Genomic DNA, 17,992 nt, shown 5'->3' with positions numbered 1-17,992 from the left:
GTAAGGATAAATTTTGAAATTCACTTTAGAATCCATTGTTAATAAAGCTAGGGCGGGGCGGTTTAAACTAGCTCATGGCGAAGTCTTAACGCCCATATTTATGCCCGTTGGCACGCAAGGGGTGCTAAAGGGGCTAGATTCTAACGACATCACAACGCACCTTAAAACTAACTTAATTTTAGCAAACACATATCATTTATACTTGCGTCCGGGCGCGGAAATCCTGCGAAAAATTAACGGCATTCATAATTTTGCAAATTTCAAGGGCAATTATTTGACTGACAGCGGCGGCTTTCAAGCCTTTAGCCTGCGTGCAAACGCCAAGCCTAACGAGCAAGGCATCGCCTTTAAATCGCATATCGATGGCAGTCGCCACTTTTTTACGCCACAAAGTGTGCTAGATATGCAATACGCGATAAATAGCGACATTATGATGATTTTGGATGATTTGGTCGGGCTGCCAGCTAGCAAGGATAGACTGCTAGATTCTATCAAACGCACGAGTGAGTGGGCGCGGCAGAGCATCGAGTATCACAGGGAGCAAAAGGCTAGGCACGAAGTGGGAAACAAGATTTTTGCGATTATGCAAGGCGGTATTGACTATGAAATGCGAAAACGTAGTAGCGAAGATTTGGTCGCGATGGACTTTGATGGCTATGCTATCGGTGGCTTGGCGGTAGGCGAATCTAGTGAGGCGATGTATGGCTGTCTTGATTATGCGTGCGATTTTTTGCCTGAAAATAAGCCGCGATATTTGATGGGCGTTGGCACGCCGCAAAATCTGCTAGAGTGCATTGATAGGGGCGTGGATATGTTTGACTGCGTGATGCCGACAAGGAATGCGAGAAATGCGAGTATTTTCACGCATTTTGGGCGGCTAAATATCAAAAATGCACGTTTTCGTGCGGATTTTTCGCCCTTAGATTCTAAGTGTGAGTGTTTTGTGTGTCGCGATTACACTCGCGCGTTTTTACACCATCTTTTTCGCGCAAATGAAATCACTTATCACCGCCTAGCTAGCATTCACAATCTGCATTTTTATTTGAATCTTGTCCGCGAAGCCCGCCTTGCCATTATCAATAAAACATGGGAATCTTATAAAAAGAAAAGGTTAGAAGAGATGGATAGTAATGAAAATTTATAATTACTTGTTAAAATCCTTTAATAAGATTCTGTAAAGACAACAAAATGAAACCAAAATACAACTTATTTTCTAACGCAAAATATGCCTTTGATGGCTTGAAATCGATGGTAAAAACAGAGATGGCGTTTCGCTTAGAGCTATTTTTCGCCACACTTGGAATCCTGCTTAGTTTCGCCCTAAATATCACATTGCAAACGCAAATTCTTCTCATTATAACGCTATTTTTGATACTCATTATGGAGTGCGTTAATTCCGCCATAGAATCTAGCATCGACTTATTCACGCAAGATTACGCAAAACTTGCTAAAATTGCAAAGGACTGCGGGAGCGCGGCTGTGCTACTTTGCGTGCTACAGGCGATTTTGTGCTGGGGGGTCGTGCTAATCTCGCTAATGTTGGAAGGAAAAATATGGATAATATGATTTTTTATCGTGGCAGTGCGTTTCCTTTGCAAACGCCGCAAACGCCGAAGATTCTAAGCAATGAGCCACTTTTGGAAGCGTCAAAATATATACAACTGCGGCAGGTGAAATTTGAGGAAAATGGCGCGATTAAGACTTGGGATATAGCCAAATCGCATGATAGCGTGGCGATTTTGCTGTATGATTTTAAGATGAAGGGCTTTATTTTCGTGCGGCAGTTTCGCGTGAGCGTGTATTTGAAAAACGCCGCGGATGGCTATATGTATGAGCTGTGCGCTGGTCTGTGCGATAAGGAGGGCAAAAGTGTGACAGAGATTGCTTTGGAGGAGCTGCAGGAGGAGTGTGGCTATTTTATAGAATCTAATCGCTTGGAATCTGTGGGCGAATTTTATAGCAGTGTGGGGATGAATGGTGCGAAACTTAGCCTATTTTACGCCGCTATTTGCGATGATGATAGAAAGGGCAAGGGCGGTGGAAATGCGAGTGAAAATGAAAATATTGAGACAATTTTTGTCCCAAATTCGCTTATATTTGAATTTTTAAAAGATAAAAAATGCCCCAAATCGCAATCGCTATGCTACGCTGTGATGTGGTATGAGATGAATAAAAAATAAGACTTTGTGGTAACTTATACACAAACAAGTAAATAAGCTATGTGATATTTCAATATCTAGAATCTAAATACTATCGAACTAAATAAATTCTCACATTGTCACGAACAAGTATAATACCCTCAAAGTTTTTTTCCACTGCAAAATCACCTGCAAAAATACGTAAAAATGCGTCCTCAAATTCCATAACTTCACGTGGATGACACATTTTGCGTGTACTAGCACCTGCATCTATGTGTAGAATCTGTGGATTAAGACTTGTCGTATAGGCACTCATAAAATTATTACAACCAGAATTTCCACTTATTTGATTGCTACCAATTTGCAACTCAACATTATCACTACTCTCTGGCACACGTACAAAAGCACCATCAATTTCAATTACACTCACGCGCCAATTCCCTAAAATATTCAAGGGCTTTCTTGCTACATTTACCTCAGTATTCATTCTAAAATCATCTCCGTTATTTACCCCATGATTAGGATGGGCTAACGCCACACCGCCAAATAATGTACCTGCAATAATTGTCATCTTTAGCATACTAAACGCACTCATTTTTTCTCCCTTTTATAATCTATTTCAAAATAAAACAACAATTATAGCAAGTTTTTACAATATTTTTATTTTTTAAATGCTTAATAGAATCTAAATTTAAATCCTACCCCAAATTCATAGAATCTAAATCCACTTTTACGCTTTGTGTCTTGGCGTCCTTGTAGATTTTCTGCACTTCGGGCGAATTATCGCTTTGATTTTCGCTTAAATGTGTGATTAAAGGCGGTAAAATAAGCGTTTGTGGCTTGGCATTTCGCTTTGCTACAATCATCACGCGAATGGCGTTTTTATCAAGTCGCGGATAGATAAATCGCATTTTTTCCACGCCAAAATTATGCGTCTCAAGTAGCGATAAAATGCGTGAAATAGACGCCACAGAATAGCAAAAAATAAGCTTTCCGCTAGGCTTCAAACACTTTTTTGCCACCAAAATAAACTGCTCTAAAGGCAAGTAAATATCCTGCGTAGCAATCTTTTTAAAGGTATTTTTAGATTCCAGCGTCCCCTCGGTATAAAAGGGCGGATTTGAAATCAAAACATCAAAATATTCCAGCTTAATATTCAAAATCTTAGAATCTATTTTTCGCAGCAAATCCTGCTCTTTTGCGGCTTTTTCAGCGTCCTTAGATTCCGCATTTTGCGAGCTATCCTTAGAATCTTCACCCTTAGATTCTATAGAATCTTTAGAAATCTTCGCACTTTTGGCATTCCCCAGCTTTTCAATCGTCCAAAGCGCAATGCCATTTAGCGGGTTAGAATCCCCGCTCATAGCCCACACATCGACCTTGAATGTCTTGCCATCGAGCATCTCAAGGCAATTCACATTAATAATGTGCGTAAAAATGTTGTTGTGCGTGGCGTTTTTAAGGTTTAGGAGCGCATATTCACGCTGCAGCTCCACTTGAAACAGGCTAATCTCCAAATCACGCGCGCAAAGCAGCCCTATCACACCGCTCCCGCTACCGATTTCAAGCACCTTTTGCCCATTATGCAGCTGTGCACGCGCAAAATCCCACAGGAACAAACTATCGCTATTGTAGCAATACCCTTCATTGATTTGATAGATTTTTAACGCCCTTATGCCACTCATTTTACGTCCCAACCCTTGCAAAAGTGAAATTTTAGCATATTTATGTTGTGTATGTTGGATTGAAATTATAGATTCTATTATTCTAACCCTGATATGCATCTTTTAGATTTGAAAATTTTATGATTTTATATTTATTTTGCAGGAGTTCTTTTAGTTTGCGAGTGTCATTTACATTTACTTCTACTACGATTTCAAAATATGGGGCATACACATTTTGCGAGCCATCAAAGTTTATTTTTAGCACATTAAAGCCATATTTTACAAGCGTGCTTAGAATCTCAGCTATGATTCCACGTCTATCTTCTAGTGCGATTATTATTTGATAATTCACTTTTGTGTTTGTAGTCCATTGTGAGAAAACCTGCTCTACGCCTTGATTAATCAGCTCATTTGCCCTATCGCATAGCTTATGATGAATGATTACTTTTTGTGCGTTTTTAATCGCCACGATAGAATCACCATACTTAGGATGACAGCAGTAATCAAACATTACTTCATTAATATTACGATTAGTCCAAAGCACGATATTATCAAACTCTAAGGATTTCAACTTCACACTTTTAAAACGCAGCATCGCAAAAAAGCTATCTCCTATATGATACTCAGTCTTAATTTGATTTTTTATATCCTTTAGATAGCCTAAATCAGTGGTAATGCGACTTATCTTATCATCTAGCCCGTGCCGCTCTATAAATTCCTCAAACATACTAGAATCTTTGCTAAAAATCGTCATCAAAATATTAATTGCGACCTTTCTATCGATAATCTTTATCTTATTATTACAAATTGTCCGCATGTGGCTTTTTGCCTTAGATGTTTTGACAGAATCTATCCACGTGCAGCGCGTCTTAGAATCTGGACTAGTGATGATTCTAACAATATCGCCACTGCGTAATTTCTGCAACAAAGACGCTTTTTGATGATTGACAAAGGCTTCTTTTGCGCTATCGCCAACCTTGCTATGCACCGCGTAGGCAAAGTCAAGCACGACAGAGCCCATCGGCAGGTTAAACGTCTCCCCTGTAGGCGAAAATACGACAATGTCCTCTTTATACAAATCATTTGTGGCTAGTTCGTAAAACTCCTCCACGGTGTTATTTTCATACTGCATATTTTGCAGCCACGCCATATTCGGTGCTACGCCGCCTGTGCTTTTATATTTCCAGTGTGCAGCTACGCCTAGCTCGGCATTTTTGTGCATATCAAAGGTTCGAATCTGCACTTCATACACCGCAGATTCATCAAAGACGGTTGTGTGTATGGTTTGATAGCCATTTTCTTTTGGCAGTGCGATATAGTCCTTAAGCCGCGAAGGAATGGGCTTTAGATTAATATGAATAATGCCTAAAACGCGGTAGCAATCAAGCGGATTTTTAACAATGATTCTAAGTGCAAGCAAGTCCAAAATCTCATCAATGCTAATGCCCTTTCGCTGCATTTTTAGATATATCGAATAAGTGCGTTTCACGCGGCTTTGGATTTCAAAACTATCGCGTAAAAAGCCATTATTAAGTAGTAAATTTGTAACTTTTTCAGTGAAATTATTAAGGCGTAAAATAAGGCTTTGGCGATTTTCACTCATATAGGTTTGAATCTTGTTGTATTTATCAGGGAAAATGTAGTAGAAACTTTTGTCTTCTAATTCATTTTTAAGAGACGAGATTCCAAGTCTGTGGGCTATGGGTGCATAAACCACAAGCGTTTCTTCGCTAATTCTTATTTGCTTTTTTGTATGGAGCGCGTCTAAAGTAAGCATATTGTGCATTCTATCGCTTATTTTTATCACTAAAACTCTAGAATCTTTCACACTTGCAAGGAGCATTTTGCGGAAAGATAGGGCTTGTGCGATTAGCTTTTCATTGCTTGTAGCACTTGGCAGCTCCTCATTTCTAATTTCTACAATTTTAGTTAGGGCATCCACAAGATTGCCCACCGCCTCGCCATAAGTCTCATAAATATAGTTGCTCTCACACAGCGTATCCTCGACAATATCATGCAACAACGCAGCGCAAATCATCGCCTCATCGCCACCATAATACGCCACAATGCACGCCACACAAATAGGATGAATAACATAAGGAATGCCGCTTTTACGCAGCTGCCCATTATGGAATCTTTTGGCATCATCAATCGCCTGCTCGACCTTATCACTAATGGAGCAAAGGCTTTGCAACTCACTTAGGGCAGAATCAATAGTATTTATTTTTGATATGTCATCAAAAAAGCTCATAATTTGACCTTTAATATTTCAAGGAACTTTAGAATCTAAGCCATAGAATCTACGCCTTTGGTCCTATCATTTTTTCTGGGACTATCCATTCTTTGAATTGCTCTTCAGTTAAAAGTCCTAGCTCAATGCCAGATTCTTTTAATGAAATGCCTTTTTTGTGCGCGTTTTTAGCGATTTTGGCTGCGTTTTCATAGCCGATATGTGGGTTTAACGCAGTGACCAACATCAGCGAATTATGCAAGTTATGGTCAATCACTTTTTTATTTGCCTCGATTCCTTCAGCGCAGTGGATATTGAATGAATGCATTGCATCCGCTAGTAAGTCAAGGCTTTGCAAGAAATTATAAATAATCACAGGCTTAAACACATTTAGCTCGAAGTTCCCTTGAGACGCTGCAATGCCGATGGTTACATCATTTCCCATTACCTGCACGGCTACCATTGTCATCGCTTCACACTGCGTAGGATTGACTTTTCCGGGCATAATGCTGCTTCCTGGCTCATTTTCTGGTATCAAAAGCTCGCCTAAGCCACATCGCGGACCGCTAGCTAGCCATCGCACATCATTTGCGATTTTCATTAAATTCGCCGCTAAGCCTTTCATTGCGCCATGTGTGAAGTTTATCGCGTCATGGCTTGTTAATGCGTGGAATTTGTTTGGGCTTGAGATAAATTTTGTCCCTGTGATTTTGGTTAGCTCTTCGCTTACTTTTTCGCTTAGCTGCGGATGTGCGTTTAAGCCCGTGCCTACGGCTGTTCCACCGATTGCAAGTTCTCGCAATGTAGGTAAAGTCGCTAGAATCTCTTCTTTACTATGCTCAAGCATTGATAAATATCCGCTAAACTCCTGCCCTAAAGTAAGCGGCGTAGCGTCTTGCAAGTGCGTGCGACCGATTTTTACAATGTCCTTAAACTGCTCGACCTTACCCTTAAAAGTCTTAATCAATTCATCAATTGCCGGTATCAATTTTTTCTCGACCTGCACGACAGATACGATACTCATCGCCGTTGGGAATGTGTCATTTGAGCTTTGGCTTTTATTCACATCATCGTTTGGATGCACCAGCTTTTCTTTCCTAAAATCACCGCCCATAATCTCAGTGGCGCGATTTGCAATCACTTCATTCATATTCATATTACTTTGCGTGCCAGAGCCTGTTTGCCATATCGCCAAAGGGAAATTATCATCAAACTTACCAGCGATAATCTCATCGCACGCCTGCTCAATCGCCTTAGCCTTTTTGTCTTCAAGTTTGCCTAGCTTATTATTTGTGATAGCTAGGGCTTTTTTAAGGTTTGCAAAGGCGTAAATTAGCACTTTTGGCATTTTCTCAATACCGATTTTGAAATTCTCAAAACTACGCTCTGTTTGCGCGCCCCAGTATTTGTCATTTGGCACTTTTACCTCGCCCATTGTGTCATGCTCAATCCTGTAATCCATAACTTCTCCTTTAAAATGTGAAATGTAGTTGTAATTTTAGCAAAATTCACAAAAATTAAGTTATTTATTTTGTTATTTTTTATAAATAAATTTGTGAAATTACGAATATTAACAAATTGTGAAGTTTTGCTTTGTAGTTTAAATAATATTGTGGATATTTTACTGATTTATTACATAAAAATTTCGTTGATTTAAGGTTAGATTCAGTTTAAAGGTGCTAATATTTTGCGTTTTAAATTTGTAGTATTTATTATCATTTTATATAGGTTTATGATATGAGTTTGAATATTATTAATTTTTTTAAAGTTTATATATATATAACTTCAAATACGCAAAGTTTTATGCAAGATTCTTTGCCAAGGAAGATTCCATGCTAAAGGTATTTTTGGTATTATTTTGCTCTGCATTTTTAGCTAGTTTGCTTATGTTTTATTATTTTTATCGTTATTTGATTTTAGATTCACTATTTTCGTGGCAGGAGAGTTCTACGCCGCCACCTTTTATCACTTCTTTTAGAATCTAGATTCTATAAAAATATTTTTCACCTTAAGGGTGGCTGGGCTAAATAAATTAGCTTAAAATGTTTTTAATCTTAACGCCCGCTCGCCACCCTTTTATTTGAGTGTATAGAATCTAGATTCCGCAAATTTTCCACTTTTTTAATTTTTACTTTTACTAAAGGATAAATAATGAGAATATTATTATTTTGTGCCATAATTTGTGGCTTTTTTACTTTTTTAAATGCAGATTCTAAAAGCAATATAGAATCTAGCAAACAAGATTCTATAAAATTAGTAGAATCTAATTCGCAAAATACACAAAATACGCAACAAGATTCTAAAGATTCTAAACAAAATATAGAATCTAATAAAAGTGTAGCAAGTAGTGATAGCGATGAAATCGAATTTGAGGAAATAAACATAGCGGCTAATAAGATTAAAAATGATGAAAAGCCCTTTGTAACGCCGGGCGCGGTTAGCACACGTGAGGGCGTTTTAGATTCTACGCAAAATCTAGACCAAGTCATTCGTAGTATCCCCGGCACTTTTACACAAATTGACCAAAGCCAAGGGACAATATCTGTAAATATAAGAAATATGACCGGTTTAGGTCGTGTAAATACCGAAATTGATGGCGTTACACAAACATTCTTTGGTAGTAGTGAAGACCAAGGACGTTATCACAGCGGTGGAAAATTATTAGGCACGTCCGCATTTGGTGCGGCGATTGACCAGAATCTAATCGTGGGTATTGATGTAGAGCGAGGTAGCTTTAGTGGTGGTCGTAGTAACCAACTAGCCGGTAGTGCGAACCTTAGAACTATTGGCGTAGATGATATTATGCGAGATTCTAAACATTTTGGTGTTATAGGGAAATTTGGCTATGGTGATAATAAAGTAGGACCAAATTGGATGGCTGGAGTTGCTGGTAGGCACACTTTTAGTGATTTTACAATTGGTGTAATGTATGCTTATAGCGGACGATATACGCAACAAGGCTATAAAATCGGTGGTGGGACTAATCCATTTGAAAATGCTGGTGGCGATGTTGCAGATGATGGTGTTCCACAAGGTGCGCCTTTTAACCCAACACATTTAACCCAGCAGCCAAATAATCATCTTGCAAAAATAGAAATGAAATATCTTGCAAATTCACTTTTACTATCTTATCGGCGATATGATAATCACTTAGCAGGACGCGTAATTTCTCAAGATGCATATCAAGCGACATATAGATATAATCCAAAGTCAAATTTAATTGATATAAATGCTTTGTTAGCCTATGGTTATAGTGCGCAAATTTATGATGAAAGTGCCGTATTTATGTGGGGACCTGTGGGTAAAATGGATGGAAAAGCATATAATAATGCTATAACTTTTGATATAAATAATACTCTTTTAGTGCCTATAATTAAGAATCTTACTTATGGAGCGCGTTTTGGTTACAAATATTTTTATAACTCGTATGATAAAAATCTAAATTATTCATGGGCTGATGAAAACTGCAAGTATGGCTATTGCTCTAGCACAGGCGACCAAATGTATTATTTCACTTATGGATTCCAACCTGAAGGAGTGCAGCAATTACACACAATATATTTAGACAATGCCTTTAAATATGGAATCTATTCGCTAAATGCAAATGTAAATTACGTCCATTGGAATCTTAGCACAGATAGAAGTGCGCCTTGCCGTCCTACAAATATCCATTGTGACCCAAAAGAAGCGGGCTTTTGGCAAAAAAGTGGGAATAATGTAAATGTATCAACTATGTTTAGTGTGAGCGTGCATAATCTTTTTACGCCTTTTATTAGCTATGCTTTAACTAGCAGGATTCCAAATGTGCAAGAGATGTTTTTTAGTGCGTGGGGAAGCGACTTTCAAGACTTTAATACAGGTTTAAGACCTGAAGTAGCTCATAGTTTTCAAGCAGGATTCAATAGTTATAAAGATGGTTTATTTTTAGGCGATGATACCTTTGGCTTTAAAACCACAGCATTTTATACGAAAATAAAAGATTATATTTATAATCATACTATAGGCGACCCAAAAGACCAGCTAAATGGTGCGTTTGCGTGGTATTTTATAAGTGATAATGGCGATGCTGATATGTATGGATTAGAATCTGAGTTGCGTTATGATATGGGATTTTTCTATGCTAGATTATCATACACGATTCAGCGGGCAAATCTAATCGTAAGCGAGGCAGAGGCAAATATCGGCGGTGGAGATTCTAACTCAACACTTGTAAATCACGGCGGTCAAGGGCAGTTTTCGCAATTACCAGAAGATTATGGTAATTTTGATATAGGGTTTAGACTTTTCAAGCGAAAGTTAGTAGTAGGTGCAGTGATAAAATATACAGGCAGGACAAAGCGACTTAGTCCATTAGCAAATAAGCAATTTGATTATAACAACGCTCAACAAGGACAGAATCTTTTTAATATTACAACAGAATATTTACCACGCATTCCTACGATTGTAGATTTATATGTGAATTTATATTTGCATAGAAATTTAGACTTAAAACTAGAAGTGCAAAATCTTTTTGACACAAACTACATAGACGCACTATATGCGTATAACTCAAGCTTTGCTAGTAATCCAATAGGTGCAGGAATAGGAGTTACGCTTTTTAACAACTCCGCGCGTGGTCGCACTTTCATTGCTAGTATGGTCTTACGCTGGTAGAATTTTATAAATTTATAGAATCTTTTTTGTTTCTTATGTATGGATTGTTTCATTTTTCTTCGCTCATTCGTAATGACATAAAGTGGTATGGATTGGCTTTGTCTCGCAATGATGTAAGGTTTTGCTTTGGCTTTTTTAAAGTCTAGTAATGATGTAAAAGTTTGTTTATATATACCCTTTAACAAAAATAGATTCTATAAAAATCTTGTGTTTTGAGATTTTATTACACAAAAATTTCGTTTATTTAAGTTTAGATTAAGTTTTGTCGTGCTAATATTTTGCCTTGTAAATTTTTAGTATTTATTATCATTTTATATAGGTTTATGATATGAGTTTGAATATTATTAAGTTAGATTCTATGATTATTAATTCTTTTAAAGATATATATATATATATATATATATATATCACTACAAAAACCAAGCTTTTTTCTTTTCTTTAGCTACTAGATTCTATACAAGATTTATTAGCAAGGGAGATTCTATGCTAAGAATCTTTTTAGGATTATTTTGCTTAACTCTTTTGGCTAATTTGCTTATGTTTTATTATTTTTATCGTTATTTGATATTAGATTCACTATTTTCGTGGCAGGAGAGTTCTACGCCACCGCCTTTTAAAGCTTTTTTAGAATCTAGATTCTATAAAAATATTTTCACCTTAAGGGTAGTAGGGTTTAAAATATTTTTGGTGATGGTAAGGCTAAAAAAAATATTTTTAATCCTAACGCCCACCCACCACCCTTTTATTTGAGTATATAGAATCTAGATTCTGCAATTTCCACTTTTCTAATTTTTAGTTTTATTAAAGGATAAATAATGAGAATATTATTATTTTGTGCTGTATTTTTTGCGGTTTTATTTGCGGATTCTATAGAATCTAAAGAAGATTCTATAAACGATATTACACACCACGCCATTACCCACTCTGCCATTACCCACCCCCCAACCCCCCCAAATGTCAATATCAAGCAGGGAGGGGGGCTAAGTAGCCATAAGTCTATTGATAAACAAGATTCTATAAAAATAGCGTTAAATGAGAATATAGAATCTAAACAAACAAAAGTAGATGTTTCGCCTGCGGCTCAACATGACGAAATGAAAAACGTTCAAAATAATGGAATAAAAAACGTTCAAAATGAAAAAATAAAAATAGCGTTAAATGAAAATATAGAATCTAGAAAAAAAGATTCTATAAAATTAGCGTTAAATGAAAGAAATATAGAATCTAGCAAGGAAGATTCTATAAACGATATTACCCACCCCCCAACCCCCCTCCGCAAGGGAGGGGGGCTAAGTAGCCACAAGTCTATTGATAAACAAGATTCTATAAAATTAGCGTTGAGTGAAAATACAGAATCTAACCTATCGCCCACCCACCGCCATATTAACAAAAAAGATTCTATAAAAATAGCGTTGAATGAAAGCAATACAGAATCTAACCTATCGCCCACCCACCACCCTACTAATAAAAAAGATTCTATAAAATTAGCGGCGAGTAACGTGGCAAATACCACAAATGCAAGTAAAACAACTAGCGATGATGACGATGATGAAATAATATTTGATGAAATAAATGTGAGCGCAGCTAAGATTAAAGATGAGGAAAAGCCCTTTACAAAGCCTGGTGCGGTTAGCACACGCACAGGTGTGGCAGATTCTACACAAAGTTTAGACCAAATTATTCGCGGAATCCCTGGAACTTTTACACAAGTAGACCAATCTCAAGGGACAATTTCAGTAAATATTAGAAATATGACCGGCTTAGGACGCGTAAATACCGAGATTGATGGCGTAACGCAGACCTTTTTTGGAAGCAGCGAAGATTCAGGGCGATACCACACAGGCGGGAAGCTTATGGGGACTTCAGCATTTGGAGCGGCAATTGACCAGAATCTAATCGTAGGCGTTGATGTGGAGCGAGGTAGCTTTAGTGGCTCTCGTAGTAATGCCTTAATGGGTAGCGCTAACTTACGAACGATTGGCGTAGATGATATTTTAAGAGATTCTAAGTATTTTGGCGTAATAGCAAAGTTTGGCTATGGGGATAATAAAGTAGGTCCAAATTATATGGCTGGTGTGGCTACTAAGTATAGATTCAGTGATAACTTTGTGATTGGCGCGATGTATGCGTATAGTGGGCGAAAAACTGAGCAAGGCTATAGGACAGGCGGAGGCTTTCAAACTAGACCAAATACACAAACAATGGTAATAGAGAATCTAACACAACAGCCAAATAATCACCTAGCAAAAATTGAAACAAAATTTTTCAAATATCATCAAGCAATCTTGTCCTTTAGACATTATGATAATCACTTAGCCGGGCGAAAAATCCGCCAAGATACAATTCAAACAAATTATAAATTTAAGCCAAATTCAAACTTAATAGATTTTAATGTAATGGGCGCATATAGCAATAGTGCGCAAATATATGATGAAAATGCCGAAGTAATGGGTGGGGCAATTGGTAAAATGAATGGTAAAGCTTATAATAACGCAATGCAGATTGAAGCCTATAACATTTTTTCTTTTCCATTATCAACTAATACAAATATTAGCACAAGGCTAGGTTATAAATATTTTTACAATAATTATAATAGAGACTTTGATATAAGTGTCGTGTGCGGCGATACTAGCCCTGATACATGTTATGATGATGGGACTATGCTAACCTCTATGATGTATGGATTTCAACCAAAAGGCACACAACACATTCATACAATATATTTAGATTCTAACTATAACTATAAAATTATAAATTTAAATGCAAATCTTAGTTATATTTTATGGAATCTAAATACAACTAGAGAAGCGCCCTGTAGCGGGACAAATAAATATTGTAACCCAAAAGAAGCAGGATATTTTTCTAGAAGTGGGAGTAATTTTAATACAAGCTTAATGTTAAGCTTTAACTTTCATGGACTTTTTACACCATTTGTAAGCTATGCTTTAACTAGTAGGATTCCAAACGTGCAAGAAATGTTTTTTGGCTCACATTCAGCCACAGCACAAAATTTTAATACAAGCTTAAAGCCCGAAATAGCACAAACTTATCAAGCTGGATTTAGCTCGTTTAAACAAGGCTTATTTTTTAGCGATGATAGCTTTGGCTTTAAATCAACTGCATTTTACACAGATATACAAGATTATATCTATGGTCGCACAATCGGCGGCAGTAATGCAAGTGGCTCTCCAACAGGGCGAAATGACTTACTTTATCTATCATTTAATGGCTTTGCAAAAATGTATGGTTTAGAATCTGAACTGCATTATGATATGGGCTATTTTTATATTAGGGCAAGTTATACACTGCAAAGGGCAAATTTGATTGTAAGTGAAAGCGATGCAAACTACGGCGGCTCTGGCACGTCAAATCTGCAACAACACACAGGGCAATCTCAATTTGCAGAATTACCTGAAGATTATGGAAACTTTGATTTGGGTATTCGACTTTGGAAAAAGAAAATTGTAGTTGGGACATTGATAAAATATATCGGTCGCACAAAGCGTATAAATCCATACACGCCTTTTACCACACCAAGCCCTGATAACGCATACTTGCAAGTTAGCACGCAATACTTACCCCGTATCCCTGTGATTTATGATATGTATATCAATTTCTTTTTACATAAAAACTTAGATTTAAGACTAGAAATACAAAATCTTATGGATACTAATTATATGGACGCACTATATACATATAACTCAAACTCTGGCGCTATAGGCTCTGGTGGTTTAACACTATTTAATAACTCAGCGCGCGGTAGAACATATATCGCAAGTGTAACGATAAGATATTAAGGAGAAAAATATGGAATCTAAATATTCAAAAGTATTACTTAGTTTAATGATTTTAAATGCACCTTTAAGTGCGGAAATTTCTACAAATAATATTAGTATAAGCAATGGCGATACTTTGAGTGCGGATAGTTTGAATCTAATTAATCAAAATCAGATTCTAAATATAACAGGGGCAAATTCTAAAATCACATTAAGCAATGCTCTAAATATAGGAAATATAGAATCTACAAACAATACAATTATAGAATCTAGCAATATAAACATTACAAACGCTGGAAGCTTAGAATCTAATAAGCTAAACGCTCAAGGTTTAAATAATATAAACTTTACAATTAGTGGAAAAGATTCTAAAATGCAAATAGATTCTAGCTTTAAAATAGGCGAAAGTATAGAATCTAAAAGGGTAGAAAACTTTGCCCTAAATTTGCTAGATTCCGCAGTAGCGACTTTAAATCATATTAATATTGATAATGCAAAAAATATTATGATAAAAGTGGATAAAGCCGCTTTAACCTTTAGTGATTCTGCCTTTATATTTAATAAAGATTCAATGTTAGAATCTTTAAGCTTGCAAGCCACAAATAAAGCAAACGCTATAACATTTACCAAAGGCGATTTAAATCTAGATTCTATAAATAACGCTACAATTATGCTAGGTGGGACGGCTAATACATTAAAATTTAACGAAGCAAATAAAGGTTTGAAACTAGATTCTAGCACTCTAAACTTAAGCATAAATAATACACAAAATCTAAATATAGAATCTAAAAACTCTACTATAAATATTACTTCGCTAAATTCAAACACAGGCAAACTAACAGGCAACTTAATAGCAAGTGAAAAGTCAAATATAAATGCAAATGATTCTAAAATAACTTTAGAATCTAGCATAACGTTAAATAACTCAAATCTAAACGCATATAACATAAGCCTAAATGCAAATGGAAAAATCACTTTGCAAGATTCTAGCAGTGCAAATGTAGTGAATCTAAAACTATCAAAACTTAGCAGCTGGGATAATTCACAATTAGTAATTGATAATAGCTCAAATCTAAATGTGAAAAATCTAATATTTGATAGCGGAACAAATATCGCCCTAAATACAAATGAATTTGGAAATGCTAATTTTACACCAAGTAATATAATCTTGCAAAATAAAGCAAAGCTAGTCGCCTCACAAGATTTGAATCTAAAAGAAGGACAAACGCTAACCATAGGTACACAAGGGATAAAAGCAGCAATCCCGGGTGTAATAGTAAGCAGTAGCCGCGATACTAGCTCTCTTGAAATAAAAAATAACACATTAAATCTAGCAAATGGCGTCACACTAAATGTAAGCGGCGGTCAGCACAGCTCCACAGCAGGCACTGCAACGCTTTATGCAAAGGAAGTAAAGCTAGATGGAGGCACAAGCCACGCGTATGCAAATATGAATATACAATATTATGGCAACGCAAAAGTAGAGCAAATGACTATAAATAATGGCACACTAAAACTTGTAACATATAGAACCGACCCAACGCGTGTAGATTCTAATGGCGTGCAAGCCCCAATTATAACCACAAAACTAACGCAACCAGCAATAAATACAGATATGAAAATCGCCCTAACTAACAACGCCACGCTTTCCATTGATAGATACACATTAGAATCTAATGCGACTTTAGCTAGTAATATTACAGCAGATTCTACAAGTAGAATGTCTTTTGGTATGATGGATTTTACATCTCAAGGCAGCGAGGCAAAATTTGGCGTTAGCACTAATATAGAATCTAGCCTTACTTTAACAAATGTAGGGAAAAATAGCAATTTTACAATGATAGATTTTACTAACGCACAGGGCAATTCTACCTTTAGCTTAGAATCTAACTCAAAGCTAAAAGTAACCTTAGATGATTCTATATTTAAAGGCAGCACCGCCACGATTGACACAAATAAAGCTTATGAATTAATAAAAACAAACTTTATACAAGATAATAGAAGCGATAAAAGAATAGATTTCACATGGGGAGCAAATGCTAAAGCTGATATTACAAAACAATATTTTATCGTAGGGAAAGTGCAAGATTCTGGCATTACACTTACATTTTTGGATGAAAGCCCTTACTCTCAAATGGCAAAAGGAAATTTTGACTATGTAGATTCTAAACTAACAAATATAGAATCTAATGAAAGAAAACTCGCCCAAATCGTGCAAGAAGATGTAATAAATCGCGGCTACATCGATGGCAACACAACAAGCCAAAATCTAGAAAAAATGAATAATATCCTAGATGAAGCCCTGCGTAGCGATGATTATAGCAAGTTTGAAAATTATCTAAGTGGTATAGAATCTAATATGCAAACCCTAGCAGATTCTAACACGCGCTCACTTGGTGAAAATATATTAATCGCAAATAATCAAACAATGAATAATCGCGTAGCCTACATTCGCTTTGCACAGAATCTAGATTCTAAAAATAATGTTATTTTAAGTCAAAATTGTGCTTTGTCATTGCGAGTGAACGAAAGCGAGCGAAGCAATCCAAAAACAATAGATTGCCACGACTTTTTACAAAAGTCTCGCAATGACAACGCCCATCTAGCCCTTAACGAACAAAATATAGAATCTAAAAGCGACATTGATACCCCAAACCCTTTGAAAGATTCTATAAACACATATAGACCCATTGCAGATTCTAAAGGGAATCCTTATGCTGATAATGCGTGGGGCGATATTAGCGGTGGATATTTTGGTGGGAAAAATGTGGCAAATTTAGGCTTTGTAAATATTAATGGTGGGTATGATAAGATTCTAAAGCATAATATTTTAGTTGGCGCTATGCTAGGCTTTGGCACGGCTAAAGGTGGTTATAGCAATATTGCTGACATGACTTATATTGTAAATTTTGGACTTTATACGCACGTGCCGCTAAATAAACACGAAATTGCAAGTAATCTTAACACATCATTATTTTTAATTAGCCGTGATATTAGTGGGAATTTAAGCGATAGCGCGTATTCTAAAAATGTGGCTACTTTATGGAATCTTTATTATAAATATTCACTGAATCTAGGGAATGTGAAAGAGTTTAGCCAAATTGTAAAACCTGTGCTAATGCTAGGCTTTGGTGCGTATAATGTCGGCACGATGAGCGGGAAAAACATATATAGAATGAATGGCTATAATGATTTTAGCCTAGAGCTAGGGCTTGGTGGTGAGTATGTGCTAAGTAAAGATAATGCGTTTTATAGCGTGCAGTTTTTAATTTTACAGCCTTTATTTCATAGTGTGAAAAGCGTGGAAATGACGCTACTAAACGCGCAAAGCACAATTATTTATGACTTGCCAAAGGAGCTAACAAGCTATGAAATTAATCTAAATGGAGCGCATAGATTCCGCAAAAATATGTATGTGCAATATGGAATCACAACGCTTTTTAGCAACTCCGGCACCTTTGGAATCAAAGCCAACGCCCGTATCGGCTATCAATTTTAGATATAAAATTACAAACTTTTATTCTAAATTTT

Annotated in this window: 12 protein-coding genes; 8 read left to right on the top strand and 4 right to left on the bottom strand. The window is 36.5% G+C overall.

What is annotated here, in order from left to right; genetic code table 11:
- The first annotated feature begins 13 nt into the window (after window positions 1-13).
- The 3 genes from tgt to LS64_RS03235 are packed head-to-tail and all read left to right on the top strand — an operon-like array spanning window position 14 to window position 2,180.
- Complete coding sequence (gene tgt, locus LS64_RS03245; protein ID WP_034573968.1) at window positions 14-1,144, top strand: tRNA guanosine(34) transglycosylase Tgt; 1,131 nt, start codon at window positions 14-16, stop codon at window positions 1,142-1,144.
- Window positions 1,145-1,188: 44 nt separating this feature from the next.
- Complete coding sequence (locus LS64_RS03240; protein ID WP_034573966.1) at window positions 1,189-1,566, top strand: diacylglycerol kinase; 378 nt, start codon at window positions 1,189-1,191, stop codon at window positions 1,564-1,566.
- Window positions 1,554-2,180 carry an NUDIX hydrolase gene (locus LS64_RS03235; RefSeq protein ID WP_237416233.1) on the top strand — a complete coding sequence of 209 codons (627 nt, stop codon included), beginning with the start codon at window positions 1,554-1,556 and terminating at the stop codon, window positions 2,178-2,180. The genes LS64_RS03240 and LS64_RS03235 overlap by 13 nt, the downstream gene beginning before the upstream one ends.
- A 70-nt stretch (window positions 2,181-2,250) precedes the next feature.
- On the opposite strand, the gene LS64_RS03230 is transcribed toward LS64_RS03235, so the two are convergent.
- From LS64_RS03230 to fumC, 4 genes are all read right to left on the bottom strand, one after another.
- Window positions 2,251-2,733: an META domain-containing protein gene (locus LS64_RS03230; RefSeq protein WP_052062739.1), complete on the bottom strand. Its 483-nt coding sequence runs from the start codon at window positions 2,731-2,733 to the stop codon at window positions 2,251-2,253.
- A 103-nt stretch (window positions 2,734-2,836) separates the two neighbouring features.
- Window positions 2,837-3,823, bottom strand: a complete 987-nt coding sequence (locus LS64_RS03225; RefSeq protein WP_052062738.1) for a tRNA1(Val) (adenine(37)-N6)-methyltransferase — start codon at window positions 3,821-3,823, stop codon at window positions 2,837-2,839.
- Window positions 3,824-3,905: 82 nt separating this feature from the next.
- Window positions 3,906-6,053 carry a RelA/SpoT family protein gene (locus tag LS64_RS03220; RefSeq protein ID WP_034573964.1) on the bottom strand — a complete coding sequence of 716 codons (2,148 nt, stop codon included), beginning with the start codon at window positions 6,051-6,053 and terminating at the stop codon, window positions 3,906-3,908.
- A gap of 49 nt (window positions 6,054-6,102) precedes the next feature.
- Window positions 6,103-7,494 carry a class II fumarate hydratase gene (fumC, locus tag LS64_RS03215; protein ID WP_034573961.1) on the bottom strand — a complete coding sequence of 464 codons (1,392 nt, stop codon included), beginning with the start codon at window positions 7,492-7,494 and terminating at the stop codon, window positions 6,103-6,105.
- Between the two features lie 370 nt (window positions 7,495-7,864).
- Between fumC and LS64_RS12325 the strand changes: the two genes are divergently transcribed.
- The 5 genes from LS64_RS12325 (at window position 7,865) to LS64_RS03195 (ending at window position 17,960) form a co-directional block, all read left to right on the top strand.
- Entirely contained in the window at window positions 7,865-8,017 is a 153-nt protein-coding gene (locus LS64_RS12325; RefSeq protein WP_160659296.1) for a hypothetical protein, read from the top strand.
- Between the two features lie 166 nt (window positions 8,018-8,183).
- On the top strand, window positions 8,184-10,685 hold the full coding sequence (locus LS64_RS03210) for a TonB-dependent receptor domain-containing protein (RefSeq protein WP_052062309.1): 2,502 nt from the start codon (window positions 8,184-8,186) through the stop codon (window positions 10,683-10,685).
- A gap of 483 nt (window positions 10,686-11,168) precedes the next feature.
- Window positions 11,169-11,435 carry a hypothetical protein gene (locus LS64_RS03205; protein WP_118949160.1) on the top strand — a complete coding sequence of 89 codons (267 nt, stop codon included), beginning with the start codon at window positions 11,169-11,171 and terminating at the stop codon, window positions 11,433-11,435.
- Between the two features lie 65 nt (window positions 11,436-11,500).
- Complete coding sequence (locus tag LS64_RS03200; RefSeq protein ID WP_052062680.1) at window positions 11,501-14,482, top strand: TonB-dependent receptor domain-containing protein; 2,982 nt, start codon at window positions 11,501-11,503, stop codon at window positions 14,480-14,482.
- 10 nt (window positions 14,483-14,492) lie between these two features.
- Window positions 14,493-17,960: an autotransporter outer membrane beta-barrel domain-containing protein gene (locus LS64_RS03195; RefSeq protein ID WP_034573544.1), complete on the top strand. Its 3,468-nt coding sequence runs from the start codon at window positions 14,493-14,495 to the stop codon at window positions 17,958-17,960.
- The last annotated feature ends 32 nt before the right edge of the window (window positions 17,961-17,992 follow it).

It is taken from the genome of Helicobacter saguini, assembly GCF_000762875.2.
Lineage (GTDB): Bacteria > Campylobacterota > Campylobacteria > Campylobacterales > Helicobacteraceae > Helicobacter_A > Helicobacter_A saguini.
Note: the sequence above shows the minus strand (reverse complement) of the source record. Positions and strands in the feature narration are given on the sequence as shown.

Coding starts and splice junctions, on each gene's coding strand:
- LS64_RS03240 (WP_034573966.1), top strand. CDS start 1,189: ATGAAACCAAAATACAACTTATTTTCTAACGCAAAATATGCCTTTGAT.
- LS64_RS03235 (WP_237416233.1), top strand. CDS start 1,554: ATGGATAATATGATTTTTTATCGTGGCAGTGCGTTTCCTTTGCAAACG.
- LS64_RS03230 (WP_052062739.1), bottom strand. CDS start 2,733: ATGAGTGCGTTTAGTATGCTAAAGATGACAATTATTGCAGGTACATTA.
- LS64_RS03225 (WP_052062738.1), bottom strand. CDS start 3,823: ATGAGTGGCATAAGGGCGTTAAAAATCTATCAAATCAATGAAGGGTAT.
- LS64_RS03220 (WP_034573964.1), bottom strand. CDS start 6,053: ATGAGCTTTTTTGATGACATATCAAAAATAAATACTATTGATTCTGCC.
- fumC (WP_034573961.1), bottom strand. CDS start 7,494: ATGGATTACAGGATTGAGCATGACACAATGGGCGAGGTAAAAGTGCCA.
- LS64_RS12325 (WP_160659296.1), top strand. CDS start 7,865: ATGCTAAAGGTATTTTTGGTATTATTTTGCTCTGCATTTTTAGCTAGT.
- LS64_RS03210 (WP_052062309.1), top strand. CDS start 8,184: ATGAGAATATTATTATTTTGTGCCATAATTTGTGGCTTTTTTACTTTT.
- LS64_RS03205 (WP_118949160.1), top strand. CDS start 11,169: ATGCTAAGAATCTTTTTAGGATTATTTTGCTTAACTCTTTTGGCTAAT.
- LS64_RS03200 (WP_052062680.1), top strand. CDS start 11,501: ATGAGAATATTATTATTTTGTGCTGTATTTTTTGCGGTTTTATTTGCG.
- LS64_RS03195 (WP_034573544.1), top strand. CDS start 14,493: ATGGAATCTAAATATTCAAAAGTATTACTTAGTTTAATGATTTTAAAT.